Below are 13787 nucleotides of genomic sequence, written 5' to 3' on the forward strand. Positions count from 1 at the left end.
CTCATTTACCCTCTTGGAACCGGATTGCCTGCCTCAGGTTCCCGAACGGGGGTGATGTTTCTGGTACAGATCCTGTAACCGCTGCTGGGCCACATGGGTATAAATCTGGGTAGTGGACAGGTCACTGTGCCCAAGCAACAGCTGCACCACCCTCAGGTCTGCCCCGTGATTCAGCAAGTGGGTGGCAAACGCATGACGCAGTGTATGGGGTGAGAGTTTTTTTTCCACCCCGGCGACCATGGCCATCTGCTTGATACGATGCCAGAAGGTCTGCCGTGTCATGCAGGTGCCGCGTCGGCTGGGAAACAGCAGCTCCTGATTGTTACCCAACAGCAGCGGACGTGCCTCACGAAGATAGCGCGCCAGCCAGTGGAGCGACTCTTCACCCAGAGGCACCAGTCGCTCCTTGTCTCCCTTGCCGATCACCCGCACCAGCCCCTGGCGGGGGTTGATCTGGCTCTGAGTCAGGGTGACCAGCTCGGTAACCCGTAACCCGGTGGCATAGATCAGCTCCAGCATGGCCCTGTCACGCAGCCCCAGAGGAGTGGAAACATCCGGCGCCGCCAACAGCGCCTCCACGTCCGCTTCGGTGAGGGTTTTCGGCAGCGGCCGGCCGGTTTTGGGGCGCTCGATCAGCAGTGCCGGATCTTCTTCGATTCGCCCTTCCCGCTTCAACCAGCGAAAGAAACTCTTTACCGCTGACAATTGCCGGGCCACCGAGCGAGCCCCCACCCCCTGCTGATGGCGGTCTGCCAGGAATTCCAGCAGCTGGTAACGCTCACATTGCAGCAAGGAGCCTTGCTGCCCCTGCAGCCACACCGCCAACTGGCGGATATCGCGCCGATAGCTCTCCAGGCTGTGTTCACTGAGCCCCTTTTCCAGCCACTGCTGATCCAGCCAGCTGTCAATCAGGCGCCCATGGTCATCGTTTAACTCGTTCATTTCTGAATAAGGCCCTAAACAGCAATAAAAAACAATGAGTTAAACGAAAATCAAAGACGAAACCCCGTTCGCCTTTTACCAAAAATTACGTCTGAAAGCGGGTCAGGTTAACGACAGAGGCCGTATTTTGCGGCAACAATGGTGGCGCCATGCAAATTCAAAATGACTACCAAGGAGAGGAAATATGGGCATTCTATCGTGGATTGTATTCGGCCTGATCGCCGGCATCATTGCTAAATGGATCATGCCGGGCAAGGATCCCGGCGGCTTTATCGTCACCATCCTGATCGGCATCGCCGGTGCCTTTGTCGGCGGCTGGCTCGGCTCCATCACCGGAATTGGCGGCTCCATGGGCAGCTTCAGCCTGGGCAGCTTCGTCACCGCCATCGTCGGCGCGCTGATCCTGCTGGCGCTCTACCGAATGCTCAGAAAGGCATAAACATTTCGTGCGGTTTCGCTACCGGCGGAGCCGCACCTCAACCGCGACAGCCATGATAAAAAAATTAGAAGAACTCTACAGGCTCATCGGTCGGCAAATTAATGGAACTCCCCGAGAAAAAGGCATCTTCATATGCTGGATCGGGCAACCAATTTACTGGGTTATCATCCTGGGATGCGCCTCAGGCCTGGTCATTTCCCGCTTCATTGAGGGGGTCTACAATCCGCTGCTATGGGCAGGACTGGCCTGGGGACTCATTGCCAGCCTGGTATGGTTTGCTATCGCCCTGTTTGCCAGCCGGCGGCAAATGTCAGACGCCCAGGAAAACCGTTTTGCCAGTTTTACCATCCTGTTTTTCGGGTTGAGCGGCATCGTCTCGCTGTTACTGGTAGGGCCTTTTAATCTGGTCACTGGCATTGTGCTTACAGGCTGTGTACTGATCGGCCTGCTATTATTCCCGGCACCCCAGATCACTCTGGTGTTCGCCCTCTCAATGGGCGCCATACTGGCCTATGCCATAGCGATCAGCCTGGATAGCACCCTGTATCGGCCTTTGCTGTCACCTGTGGACTACCAACCGGCGCAGGTGTGGTATGACCTGATGACGATCATAGCTGCCGGCCTGATCATCATCAAAGACGCTTTTACCGTCGCCGCCCTGACGTCTACCTGGCGACATCGCGAGGCCTCCACCTTTGACCGCTCCATTCGCGACCCGCTAACCGGTGTAGCCAATCGCGGACATCTGCTGCAAACCCTGACTCATCAGTTGGCCATACCAACACGTGCCCGCAAGGGCCTGGCGGTGGTACTGATGGATGTGGACTTTTTCAAACAGATCAATGACCGATACGGCCATGCCACTGGCGACCAGGCACTGATTCATGTCGCCGAAACACTGCAGGATAATTTGCGGGATAATGATTTGCTTGGCCGATATGGTGGCGAGGAGTTCCTGATGCTGCTCCCCGGGGCCACGCTGTCACAGGCACACAATGTCGCAGAGCGCTGTGCGGAAGCACTTCGGCACAACGCAATGGCGATCCCCGGTTCGCCGGCAATAAAGCTCACCGCCAGCTTTGGCGTCAGCAGCGCATCTGCACAGTCCGCCATGGACGCGCATACCCTGATAGAAGAGGCTGACCGTGCCATGTATACCGCCAAACATCAGGGGCGAGATCGGGTGGTGGTCTATTCACGGCCGCAGTGAACTTGCGCGATAAACACCGTGCTTGCTGACACAAAAAAGCCGCCCCCTTTCGGGAGCGGCTTTTCTGTATGGAGCATTCTGTCTGGCCAGAGGTCGATTTCGCATGCCCTACAGCAAAGGCTAAACCGACATTCGCTCGCGACAGAAGATAAGCGTGGCGTCTTACCGGATTTTTTCTTTGATCCGGGCAGACTTGCCAGAGCGGTCGCGCAGGTAGTACAGCTTTGCGCGGCTCACGTCACCACGACGATTCACTTCGATGGAATCGATCAGCGGGCTGTGCAGCTGAAATACACGCTCAACGCCCACACCGTGGGAGATTTTACGAACGGTGAAGGCAGAGTTCAGGCCACGGTTGCGACGTGCAATCACAACGCCCTGGAACGCCTGCAGACGCTCACGGGTGCCTTCCTTTACTTTCACTTGCACGGTAACGGTGTCACCGGCGCCGAATTCCGGAAGGTCGGTTTTCAGCTGGGCGTTTTCAATGCCCTGGATAATCAGGTTCTTGCCACTCATGGCAGTGCTCCTAGTCTCTCGTTTTTGCTGTATGCGGCGACTGCTCGGCGATGTACTCATCCAGCAGTTGCTGCTCTTCGTTGCTCAAACCCCGCGCCCGGCGGGCTTCCAGCAGGTCAGGACGCTGTTGCCAGGTCCGTCCCAGCGCCTGTTTCAGGCGCCAGCGGCGAATCAGCGCGTGATTGCCGCTCAGCAGTACCGTCGGTACTGCCTGCCCGTTGTACACCTCCGGGCGGGTGTAGTGGGGGCAATCGAGCAAGTGTTCGAATTCACCAGAAAACGAATCCTGCTCGGCGGAATCCTGGTGTCCCAGCACTCCGGGTAATAGTCGGCTGACCGCATCGGTCAGCACCAGCGCCGGCAGTTCACCGCCGCTGATCACGTAGTCGCCGATGGAGATCTGCTCATCCACTTCGGCTTCGAGCAACCGCTCGTCCACGCCTTCATAGCGCCCCGCCAGTAATATCAGGCCGGGCTTTTCCGCCAGCTCCACGGCTTTCGCTTGAGTCAGCGGCTGCCCCTGAGGGGACAGGTAGATTACCGTGGCTGCCGGATTGGCATCGCGGGCAGCCTGCAGGGCTTTCGCCAGCGGCTCCACCTTCATCACCATCCCGGGGCCACCACCAAAGGGGCGATCATCCACGGTGCGGTGACGATCTTCGGTGAAATCCCGGGGATTCACGGTTTCCAACTGCAGTTGGCCGTTTTCCACCGCACGCCGGGTCACACCGAAGTCAGTAATCGCTTTTGCCATTTCCGGGAACAGAGTTACCAGCGTTACCGAAAAAGGCATCTAAAACTCCGGATCCCAGTCCACTGTCATCCGCCCTTCGGCCAGATTCACCTCGGTGATGACATCGTCCGGCAGCCAGGGAATCAGGCGCTCGCGCCGATCCAGGCTGTTGCTGTCGCCGCGTACCGCCAACACATCGTTGGCACCGGTTTCCAGCATTCGCACCACCTTGCCCAAATCCATGCCGTCCACGTGGTGAACGCGCAGGCCGACCAGATCGCGCCAGTAGTACTCGCCCGCCCCGGACGTGGGCAGCAGATCACCGGGAATCCCGATTTCCTGCCCCACCAGGCTTGCCGCCCCATCTCGATCGGTAATGCCGTCGATCTGTGCGATAAGCCCCTTGCCCTGGGGGCGAAAGCCGGTCAATTTCACCGGCTTCCAGTGGCCACCCTGTTTCAGGTGCCAGGGCTGGTAGTGCTGGAGGTTGTCCATGGGGTCAGTATAGGAATACACCTTTACCCATCCCTGGACGCCGTGCACCCCGAGGATGCGACCGACTACCTCCAGTTCAGAGGACACCTGCCCTCCCCTTGCCATCAGGCTTCCTTACGGGCCTGCTTAGCCAGGGTTTTGACACGGTCAGACAGCTGAGCGCCCTTGGCAACCCAGGCGTCCAGGCTTTCCAGGTTCAGCTTGAGAGGGATTTCACCGCCGCGGGCGATGGGGTTGTAGAAACCCAGCTGCTCGATGAAACGGCCGTCACGTGCGTTACGGCTATCGGCAACAACAATGCTGTAGAACGGGCGCTTCTTGGAACCGCCACGGGCAAGACGAATAATTACCATGGTTCATTTACCTTTTATCAATCCGGTTTCCCGGCCTATCTCTTGATAAGCCATCGTATCCGCTTGAAAGCCAGCCCTGACACAGGGAAGGCCGCGAAGGGCGCGAATTATACAGAGAGAAGCGGCGGGCAACAAGCCTCCTCAACCGCCATATTTCCTGCGAAGCACCTGTAGGAGCGGCGCTTGAGCCGCGAATGCGAGCGCAGCGAGGAAATTGCCCGCAGAGCCTGCCAGGACTCGATACGGAGGCAATCTGGGCTTGCCGGGCTGACAGGCTCACCCAGGCTCGCATTCGCGGCTCAAGCGCCGCTCCTACAACAACCTCTGCCCCAAACGAAGCGCGGGCAGAGAGGCGGCTTAACCACCCACTCTGCCCGCGTTGCAGCTTGCGGCTTGAAGCTTGCCGCTTTTTACATAGGCGGCATACCGCCCGGGCCGCCCATACCCCCCATGCCGCCAGGGCCACCGGGGCCACCATTGCCGCCCATCATCCCTTCCATGCCACGCATCATGTTCTTCATGCCACCCTTGGTGCGCATCTTCTTCATCATCTTGGCCATCATCTTCTGCTGCTTCATCAGACGATTCAGGGCCGGGATATCCAGGCCGGCACCCGCGGCGATGCGTTTCTTGCGCGAGCCCTTGATGAGATCCGGGTTACGCCGCTCTTTCGGGGTCATGGAGTCAATCAGCGCCTCCATGTGCTTCATCTGCTTCATGGACGCCGGGTCCTGAGCGGCCTGCATCATGCCGCCCATGCCGGGCAACTTGTCGAGCAGGCCGGCCATGCCGCCCATATTGCGCATCTGCTGGAACTGGTCCTTAAGATCCTCGAAGTCCATCGCCTTGCCTTTCTTGAACTTCTTGGCAATTTTCTCGGCTTTGGTCTTGTCCAGCTTGCGCTCGGCCTCTTCCACCAGGGAGAGCACGTCGCCCATGCCCAAAATGCGGCTGGCGATACGATCCGGGTGGAAGGGCTCCAGGGCATCGGTCTTCTCGCCCATGCCGATGAACTTGATCGGCTTGCCGGTGAGGTGGCGAACCGACAGGGCGGCACCACCACGGGAATCACCGTCTGCCTTTGTGAGGATCACACCAGTCAGCGGCAGCGCTTCATTAAAAGCCTTGGCGGTATTGGCAGCATCCTGACCGGTCATGGCGTCAACCACGAACAGGGTTTCCACCGGGTTGATCGCCCCGTGCAGGCGCTTGATCTCGCCCATCATGTCTTCATCAATGTGCAGACGACCGGCGGTATCGACGATCAGCACATCCATGTAGCGGCGGCGCGCTTCTTCCAGGGCACCGTTGGCGATATCCACCGGGTCCTGGTCGCCAGTGGAGGGGAAGAAGTTGGTCTCCACCTCACCGGCCAGGGTTTTCAGCTGCTCAATCGCCGCCGGGCGATACACGTCGGCGGAGACCACCATGACCTTCTTCTTTTCCCGCTCCTGCAGGAAACGGGCGAGCTTGGCCACGGAGGTGGTCTTACCGGCACCCTGCAAACCCGCCATCAGAATGATGGCCGGGGGCTTGGTAGCCAGATTCAGGCCGTCGTTGGCGTCGCCCATGGTATGGACAAGCTCGTCGTTGACGATCTTCACGAACGCCTGGCCGGGGTTCAGGCTCTTCAGGACTTCCTGGCCCAGGGCCTTTTCCTTCACCTGTTCGACAAACTCTTTCACTACCGGCAGGGCCACATCGGCCTCCAGCAGTGCCTTGCGCACTTCGCGCAGGGTGTCGCGGATATTGTCTTCGGTCAGGGCACCCTGACCTGCCAGGCTTTTAAGCGACGATCCCAACCGGTCGGTGAGATTCTCGAACATGGGGTTACCTCCAAATACACCGTGTCTGCGGCCAGCTTCAGCCACCGCAGGGACAGGGGCGCGATTATAGCCTTCCTTGGCGGCCAACGTCATGGGGCAGGTTTGAAACGCCTGACGCCTGACACTAACGTCTCGCGCCACCCCCGGAACCAGAAAATGAGAATGATTGTTGATAGTGAAGATATGCCTATGCCAGACTTCAGCAGCCCGCCACTTTATTCGGGTAATGACGACGGATAACAACGACCTATGAACCTTTCCGTGATCAGTGGCTTTGCCGCCTTTATCCTGTACGGGGTTGCCTGCCTGATCCTTTACCGACAGTACCGCGGACAACAGCGGCCTTCCCGGGCATCCGTACTGGCACCTGGCGGCCTGGCCGTACTGGCCCATGGCCTCTGCCTTTGGCAAATCATCCTGACCCCTCAGGGGCTGCAGCTGGGCGTGTTCCCGGTGGCGTCAACAGTGGCGTTTGCAGGCGCGATCGTGGTGCTGCTCTCCAGCCTCTACCGTCCCTTCGAGTGGATTTCTGCGCTGGTCTATCCGTTTGCAGCACTGACCATCCCCGCCATGCTCTGGATCAACACCGGCTATATTGCTCATCCCCTGGCCCATGGCTTGGGTGTGCATGTGCTGTTTTCCATTCTTGCCTACGCGGTGCTGGCCATCGCCGCCTGCCAGGCAGTGTTGCTGTGGGTACAGGACCGCCAGCTGAAAAGTGGCCATATTCGTGGCGTGATGCGGGTTTTCCCACCCATTCAGGTGATGGAATCCATGCTGTTCGAGGCGATCTGGCTGGGCCAGATACTGCTCACCGTGGCGATCTTCAGCGGCTTTCTTTACGTGGACAACCTGTTTGCGCAGAACCTGGCCCATAAAAGCATCCTGACGCTGGTCTCCTGGGTGGTCTTCGCGATCCTGCTCACCGGCCGCTATCTGCGCGGCTGGCGCGGGCGCACCGCCATTCGCTTTACTCTCAGTGGTTTTGCTGTGTTGCTGGTGGCCTTCTTCGGCAGTCAGTTGGTGCTGGAATTTATTCTCAAGCGGTGAGGCAGTAACAAGCTGCAACGCGGGCTGGGCGGCGCGAATCGAATAGCGCTCCGTCCGCGTTTTTTGTAGGAGGCTGCTTGCAGGCGAACCAGCAAAGGCCCGTAGGAGCGTCGCTCGCGGCGCGATTCGGTCGTTTATTGTGGCAACGCATTGCAGGGAAACCTGTCGAGCTCTGATATTCCTGATCGCCCTGCGGGCGATTTCCGCGCAAGCGCGGTTCGCACCTCAAGAGGTACTCCTACAGCGGCTTCGTAGAAATGGCGGGCGAGGTTGGTGATATTCTCCACTCTTTCCTGCCCCAACAAGCGCAGCTCGTTGCTTGACACCCCCAACCCCCAGCCCGAACAATAGCGGGCCGACTGGCGGATAAACGACTTTTCCTTTGGATACCTATTCTGACGGGTGGCTGATAGGCGCCCTGATTGCCCTGATTCTTGGCTCTGCCTTCTTCTCCAGCAGTGAAACCGGCATGGTGGCGATCAACCGCTATCGTCTGCGTCATCTGGCCCGTCAGGGCCACAAGGCCGCCTCCCGGGTGGAGGGTCTGCTCAAGCGTACCGACCGGCTGCTATCCGTCATCCTGATCGGCAACAATTTCGTTAACAACTTCGCCGCCACCGTGGCCGCCATTCTGGCGATCCGCTGGCTCGGCGACAGCGGCGCCGCCGTCGCACCGGTGGTAATCACCATCATCATGCTGGTGTTTGCCGAAATCACCCCGAAGACCTATGCGGCCATGAAACCGGAACGGGTCGCCTTCCCGGCCAGTGTGTTGCTGAAACCCTTGCAGGTGCTGCTTGCACCGCTGGTGTGGATGGTCAACGGCGTCAGCATGATGTTGTTGCGACTGGGCGGCATCCGTCCCAATGATCAGGACGACGATCACCTGAGTCCGGAAGAACTGCGCACAGTCGTGAATGAGGCCGGCGGTCTGATCCCGGAAAACCACCAGAAGATGCTGCTCAACATCCTCGACCTGGAAACGGTGACCGTGGAAGACATCATGGTGCCTCGTAACGAAATGGTGGGCATTGATCTCGAGGATGACATGCATGAAATCCTCACCACCCTGCGTTCCAGCCAGCACACTCGCCTGCCGGTATTCAACGGCGACCCGAACAACATGATCGGCCTGCTGCACCTGCGCAAGCTCAGCCGTTTGCTGCTCAAGGAAGACATCAACAAGGCGGAACTAATGCAGCACACGGTGGAGCCCTACTTTGTCCCGGAAGGCACCTCCCTGCACCAGCAGCTGATCAACTTCCAGAACGCCAAGCGCCGTATCGGTATCGTGGTGGACGAATACGGCGATGTGCTGGGACTGGTTACCCTGGAAGATATTCTCGAAGAGATCGTCGGCGAATTCACCACCGACCTGGCCGCCAGCAGTCAGGACATTCATCCCCAGGATGACGACAGCTACGTGATCGACGGTTCTGCCACCCTGCGCGAAATCAACCGCAGCCTGGACTGGGAACTGCCCACCGACGGCCCCAAAACCCTCAACGGCCTGATCCTGGAATACCTGCAAGACATCCCCGACGCCAATATCTCGATCAAGATCGATCAATACCAGATCGAGATTCTGCAGGTGAAGGACAATATGGTGAAGGCGGTGAAGGCCAGGAGAGCAGTGAACAGTTAACAGTGAATAGTTAACAGTTCGCGTGTAACGCTTTCGGTTTTCGAACGCAAGAGGCCGCGTCCAGAGCATGGGCGCGGCCTCTTACGTTTTAGAATAATAACGCCTCAACCGCGCCACTGTTAACTATTCACTGTTCACTGTTAACTGCCTTTCAAACCCTATCCGCCACCGGTGATCCCACCCAGGCGAGGATATCGGATTCATAGCGTTTAACCAGTGAGCGCCCTTCTTCGATGGCCTCTTTGGCGCGGTGAAAATCCATCAGGGCGAAATCTTCCAGCATGGGCACCAGCGTCACCTCCGGCGGGTCGCCTGCCATGCGTGAGCGGGTGATGCGGTCCTGCATGATGTTGATACTGGAGGCCACCACATCAAAAAAGCCCGGGTCATCGCCATCTTCGGAAATGAAGTAGCCCATCATCTTGTGCCAGATGCTGCGCTCTTCGTCACTGCCGTCTTCACCCTCAGCCTGACTGCGCGTATCCCGGGACAGGTGGGCGCCGACCAGTTGGGCGTTGAGGTTAACGGCGATGACCACATCCGCCCCCATGGCACGAGCGGCAGACACCGGCACCGGGTTGACCAGCCCCCCGTCCAGCATCCAGCGGCCCTGCATTTTCACCGGCGAAAACAGACCCGGCAGTGCACAGGAGGCGCGAGCGGCATCCAGCATGGTGCCTTTGGTAATCCAGATTTCTCGGCCACTTTTCATGTCCGTGGCTACGGTAACCAGTTTCTTTTCCAGGGTTTCAATATCCGGGTTGTCATGGTGCTCACGGAAGAAATTGAACAGTTTCTCCCCCTTCACCATACCCCCGGAGAGGCTGATATCCAGCAACCCGAATACATCCTTGACCGTCAGTGACTGCACCCAGTCGGCAAACTCGTTGAGGGTGTCTGTCACATAGGCCCCGCCCACCAGGGCACCGATGGAGGTACCCGCTACTACCTGGGGCCGCACACCGATTTCTTCCAACCCCTGAATGACGCCAATGTGTGCCCAGCCGCGAGCAGAGCCACTGCCCAGAGCCAAACCGACAACGGGTTTGTGAGGGACCTGATCACCGATATCGGTCATGATGGATTTCTCTCCTTGCGGACCACACAGGGCGCTGGTTCACCCTTCATGCGTTGTTCAATACGACGAAACACTTCCCGCTTTTCCTCATCGGAAAGCAGTCCCCAGATGGAAATCTCTCCGCCACTGCGGAAACACCCCACACAGATATCATTTTCATCCAGGGCACAGATGGAAACGCAGGGGGATATCAACTGGCTCATGACGGAAACCGTTCGTCCACTTCCAGATGCTCATCGAATTCCTTGGCGTGGGCCACATAGTGCATGCTGCTCATGGTCAGCATGGCCTTGTGGCCATCGGTGATTTCCTTGACCACCTTGGCCGGGGAGCCCATCACCAGGGAATTGTCGGGAATCTTCATCCCTTCCGGCACCAGGGAGTTGGCACCAATGATGCAATTCTTGCCCACCACGGCCTTGTTCAGAACCACCGCGTTAATACCGATCAAGCTGTTATCGCCAATAGTGCAACCGTGCAGCATGACCTTGTGGCCCACGGTCACATCACGGCCGATTTTCATGGGCACGCCCGGGTCCACATGCAACACGGAGCCGTCCTGAATATTGGTGTTCTCGCCAATCTCGATCACATCATTGTCGGCACGCAGTACCGCGTTGAACCAGATACTGGTGTTGGCTTCCATGATCACCGAGCCGATCACGGTGGCGTTGTCAGCGATCCAGTGGCCGGCGCCGCGTTGTTCCAGCTGCCGACTGCCAATTTTATAAATCATCAGTGCTTTCCTTCGTTGTCAGTCCGTCACTTCAAACTCGATGTTCGCATCATAAACGTGGTTGATCAGATCCAGAATCATGAAGGCCGTCAGCCCCCAGATGCGCTTGTCTTCGTAGTAATAACTGGGAATGCGGAAACGCCGGCCAAAAAAATCGATGGGGCTGGATAATTCCGGGACTTCATCCAGAAAAAATTGCAGCGGCACCTGGAAAATCGTCTCGATTTCACCCGGTTCTGCCACCAGCGGCGCTTCGGGGCGGACAATCCCCACAAAGGGCGTCACCTTCATACCATAGCGCGATGCCAACGGCGACAGCTGGCCGAGTACGTCCACGTAGGCGGGGTCCAGGCCAACCTCTTCCTGGCTTTCCCGCAGGGCCGTCATCAACAGGCTCTTGTCCCCCGGGTCCCGCTTGCCCCCGGGAAACGCCACCTCACCGGCATGGGTAGGCATGGTGCTGGAGCGCACGGTCAGAATCAGGCGCGGCTCGGGATCATCAATCAGCGGCATCAGCACCGCCGCCTCCGGCAGTGCCAGCGGCAGCTCCGTGCGTTTGTAGTCCGGCAGTCGCTGCCTGAGCTGATCGAGCACAGCCTTCTCCTGTAGTACATTCAACAGTGCATTCAATTCAAACGGTAGTTTGAACAGCCGGGCCGTCGGCGGCAAGCCTGTGATGACAGTAACATCATCGCCGGGCAGATGGGGCCGCCGAGGATTCTCCTGTATCATCAGGTTTTTGCCGCGTCCGGAGCGAGAGGTTTCATGAAATTCTGCAGTCACTGCGGTAGCGACCAGATCGGTTTCAGCATTCCGGAAGGGGACAACCGGCCCCGCTACTGGTGCCCCGATTGCCAGACTATCCACTACCAGAACCCCAAGATCGTGGTCGGCGCCGTGCCCCTGTGGGAAGGCAAGGTACTGCTGTGCAAACGCTCCATCGAACCGCGCAAGGGCTACTGGACCCTGCCCGCCGGCTATATGGAAAACGGGGAAACCCTGCAGGAAGGTGCCGCCCGGGAAACCTGGGAAGAAGCCTGTGCCACCGTGGCCATTGGTGACCTCTATACCGTGTTCAATCTGCCCCATATCAACCAGGTCTATGTGTTCTTTCTTGGCAAGCTGGAAGACGGCAAATACGACGTGGGCGAGGAAAGCAGCGATGCGGACCTGTTCGGCCTGGATGAAATCCCCTGGGATGAACTGGCCTTCCCGGTGGTGGGTCGCACCCTCAAGTTCTATATCGATGATCTCAAGCGTGACGAGTACCCGGTACGCATTCAGGAAGTGCCGCCGATAGGGAAGAAGCACCTGACCAAGGACGCATAATGCTTCTGTAGAAGCATGTCGAAGATGCCCTGCGGGTACTCGCATGGCGAACCGCGAGCCTCAGCGAGGAGGAAGGCGATACAGCTTGCCGCTGTCCGCACTGCAGAGGCTATAGCGTCCGAACATTCCTGATCCCGCCGGGCGGTTTCCTCGCTACGCTCGGTTCGCCATGCAAGCATAGCTCCTACGGGTGCCTTCGAGGCTCCCTCGCCAGGTCAGCCCGGCAACGGCTCCAGCCGCCACAGGTCAATGGCGGGCTCTTCGTAGGGATGCGCCAGCCGCAAAGAGCTGATCACGGTCTGCACCCGCGATGCCGGGCAGATTGTCTCCACCCGATACTCTTCCACCACTTCCACGTCGCCGCCAGTCTGGCCGATATAAGGGTTACTGCCCTCCAGGGGACGGAACTGTCCTTGCCCCAGAGTCTGGAAACAACAGCAATCATAATCGCCGATATCCCCGGCCCCGGCTTCGAAGATGGCGTTTTTTACCTGCTCCACATGGCTGGTGGGCACGTAGAAACACAGTTTGTAATACAGCTCGTCCATTGCTGCCTCCTTGTGAGGGTCGCTCGCGGTTCAGTAAGCCGGATTTTTACCACAGAGGGCACAGAGTTCACTGAGTAAAAACACGCCTATACTGCAAGGTAGGGAGCGCTTACTGGCGCCGCCAGAAAAGAAAGAACCGTTTTTCTCTGTGAACTCTGCGCCCTCTGTGGTGAGACTTAGTGGTTTACAGATTATCAGCCAACGCGGCAAATTCCGGCTTCAGAGCGTAATCGCCGTGGGCAGAAATCCAGATACCTTCGGCGGCGACGGTCTGTTGGCCATTGACCCAGACACTGCCTTCGCAACGCAGCTTACGCCGCTCCAGGCTGACCAGCCGTGCCTCGAATTCCACCGGTGTATTGATGGGGGTACCGGCTAAATAGCGAATATTGAGGGTACCGGTCATGCCGATCTGGCGCACGAAATCCTGGGTTTTCGCCATCAGCATGTCCAGCGCCAGGGACAGGACACCACCGTGTACCCGCCCGGGTGGCCCCTGAAAGGCCAGGCCGAAGGTGGCGCGGCCACGCACCCGGTCCCCGTCCAGCCACAATTCCAGCGGTGGTGACATGGCGGAGGCCTTGCCGGTAAGAATCTCGAAATCCACCAGATCGGTCACATCATCCGCGGAGCCTTCTCCTGCCAGCAGCCGCTGAAGAATGCCGTTATAGTCCCGTTGGCCATACTGGGCCAGGTCGGCACGCAGCTGGCGGATATGTGCAATGTACTCGCGGAGCTTGTCGTCCGGGGCATCCAGGCGTAAGACCTGCTCGGTCAGCCCGACCAGTTCCTGGCCCAGTTCCCGGTGCAGTAGCGCCCGGGGCGAAGGTTCCGGCGTTTCCGCCACGAGAATGTCGCGGAAGTGATAGCGTTGCTCACTCATC

17 protein-coding genes are annotated in these 13787 nt (G+C 58.5%); 5 read left to right on the forward strand and 12 right to left on the reverse strand.

Features of this window, described 5'->3' with window-relative positions; translation table 11 throughout:
• Window positions 1–33: 33 nt before the first annotated feature.
• Window positions 34–942 carry a site-specific tyrosine recombinase XerD gene (xerD, locus tag ACMG4N_RS14035; RefSeq protein WP_297768538.1) on the reverse strand — a complete coding sequence of 303 codons (909 nt, stop codon included), beginning with the start codon at window positions 940–942 and terminating at the stop codon, window positions 34–36.
• Window positions 943–1126: 184 nt separating this feature from the next.
• Between xerD and ACMG4N_RS14040 the strand changes: the two genes are divergently transcribed.
• Together ACMG4N_RS14040 and ACMG4N_RS14045 are read left to right on the forward strand one after the other, a co-directional pair.
• Window positions 1127–1381, forward strand: a complete 255-nt coding sequence (locus tag ACMG4N_RS14040; RefSeq protein ID WP_297768535.1) for a GlsB/YeaQ/YmgE family stress response membrane protein — start codon at window positions 1127–1129, stop codon at window positions 1379–1381.
• A 52-nt stretch (window positions 1382–1433) separates the two neighbouring features.
• Complete coding sequence (locus ACMG4N_RS14045) at window positions 1434–2591, forward strand: diguanylate cyclase (protein WP_414432112.1); 1158 nt, start codon at window positions 1434–1436, stop codon at window positions 2589–2591.
• Window positions 2592–2753: 162 nt separating this feature from the next.
• On the opposite strand, the gene rplS is transcribed toward ACMG4N_RS14045, so the two are convergent.
• From rplS to ffh, 5 genes are all read right to left on the reverse strand, one after another.
• Window positions 2754–3110 carry a 50S ribosomal protein L19 gene (gene rplS, locus ACMG4N_RS14050; protein WP_414432114.1) on the reverse strand — a complete coding sequence of 119 codons (357 nt, stop codon included), beginning with the start codon at window positions 3108–3110 and terminating at the stop codon, window positions 2754–2756.
• A 10-nt stretch (window positions 3111–3120) separates the two neighbouring features.
• Window positions 3121–3903 (reverse strand): tRNA (guanosine(37)-N1)-methyltransferase TrmD, encoded by a 783-nt coding sequence (gene trmD / locus ACMG4N_RS14055; RefSeq protein ID WP_414432115.1) that lies wholly within the window; start codon window positions 3901–3903, stop codon window positions 3121–3123.
• Complete coding sequence (gene rimM, locus ACMG4N_RS14060; protein ID WP_232222070.1) at window positions 3904–4425, reverse strand: ribosome maturation factor RimM; 522 nt, start codon at window positions 4423–4425, stop codon at window positions 3904–3906. It abuts the gene before it with no gap.
• 17 nt (window positions 4426–4442) lie between these two features.
• A complete protein-coding gene (gene rpsP, locus ACMG4N_RS14065) occupies window positions 4443–4691 on the reverse strand; it encodes a 30S ribosomal protein S16 (RefSeq protein ID WP_035247836.1) in 249 nt (82 codons plus the stop codon).
• Window positions 4692–5101: 410 nt separating this feature from the next.
• Entirely contained in the window at window positions 5102–6517 is a 1416-nt protein-coding gene (gene ffh / locus ACMG4N_RS14070; protein WP_297768524.1) for a signal recognition particle protein, read from the reverse strand.
• Between the two features lie 249 nt (window positions 6518–6766).
• Here ffh and ACMG4N_RS14075 point away from each other — a divergent pair, with 249 nt between their 5' ends.
• Together ACMG4N_RS14075 and ACMG4N_RS14080 are read left to right on the forward strand one after the other, a co-directional pair.
• Complete coding sequence (locus ACMG4N_RS14075; protein ID WP_297768522.1) at window positions 6767–7567, forward strand: inner membrane protein YpjD; 801 nt, start codon at window positions 6767–6769, stop codon at window positions 7565–7567.
• A gap of 382 nt (window positions 7568–7949) precedes the next feature.
• Window positions 7950–9212 (forward strand): HlyC/CorC family transporter, encoded by a 1263-nt coding sequence (locus ACMG4N_RS14080; protein WP_414432117.1) that lies wholly within the window; start codon window positions 7950–7952, stop codon window positions 9210–9212.
• A 151-nt stretch (window positions 9213–9363) separates the two neighbouring features.
• Here ACMG4N_RS14080 and rssA read toward each other — a convergent pair whose 3' ends face one another.
• From rssA to ACMG4N_RS14100, 4 genes are read right to left on the reverse strand one after another with little or no spacing between them, the layout of a single operon-like run.
• Window positions 9364–10290, reverse strand: coding sequence for a patatin-like phospholipase RssA (rssA, locus tag ACMG4N_RS14085; protein ID WP_414432118.1), 927 nt, complete (start codon window positions 10288–10290; stop codon window positions 9364–9366).
• On the reverse strand, window positions 10287–10493 hold the full coding sequence (locus ACMG4N_RS14090) for a DUF1289 domain-containing protein (protein ID WP_297768516.1): 207 nt from the start codon (window positions 10491–10493) through the stop codon (window positions 10287–10289). Before ACMG4N_RS14090 ends, rssA begins: the two co-directional genes overlap by 4 nt.
• On the reverse strand, window positions 10490–11026 hold the full coding sequence (locus ACMG4N_RS14095) for a gamma carbonic anhydrase family protein (protein ID WP_414432119.1): 537 nt from the start codon (window positions 11024–11026) through the stop codon (window positions 10490–10492). Before ACMG4N_RS14095 ends, ACMG4N_RS14090 begins: the two co-directional genes overlap by 4 nt.
• Window positions 11027–11044: 18 nt before the next feature.
• Entirely contained in the window at window positions 11045–11620 is a 576-nt protein-coding gene (locus tag ACMG4N_RS14100) for a CoA pyrophosphatase (RefSeq protein ID WP_297768510.1), read from the reverse strand.
• 171 nt (window positions 11621–11791) lie between these two features.
• Here ACMG4N_RS14100 and ACMG4N_RS14105 point away from each other — a divergent pair, with 171 nt between their 5' ends.
• Window positions 11792–12355: an NUDIX hydrolase gene (locus ACMG4N_RS14105; RefSeq protein WP_414432121.1), complete on the forward strand. Its 564-nt coding sequence runs from the start codon at window positions 11792–11794 to the stop codon at window positions 12353–12355.
• Window positions 12356–12570: 215 nt separating this feature from the next.
• Here ACMG4N_RS14105 and ACMG4N_RS14110 read toward each other — a convergent pair whose 3' ends face one another.
• Together ACMG4N_RS14110 and ACMG4N_RS14115 are read right to left on the reverse strand one after the other, a co-directional pair.
• Window positions 12571–12903, reverse strand: coding sequence for an NGG1p interacting factor NIF3 (locus ACMG4N_RS14110; protein ID WP_414432123.1), 333 nt, complete (start codon window positions 12901–12903; stop codon window positions 12571–12573).
• 184 nt (window positions 12904–13087) lie between these two features.
• A complete protein-coding gene (locus ACMG4N_RS14115; RefSeq protein ID WP_414432125.1) occupies window positions 13088–13786 on the reverse strand; it encodes a PaaI family thioesterase in 699 nt (232 codons plus the stop codon).
• Window position 13787: the final 1 nt, after the last annotated feature.

Origin of the sequence: Alcanivorax sp. IL2, from assembly GCF_047495475.1 — a bacterium.
Classification (GTDB): domain Bacteria; phylum Pseudomonadota; class Gammaproteobacteria; order Pseudomonadales; family Alcanivoracaceae; genus Alcanivorax.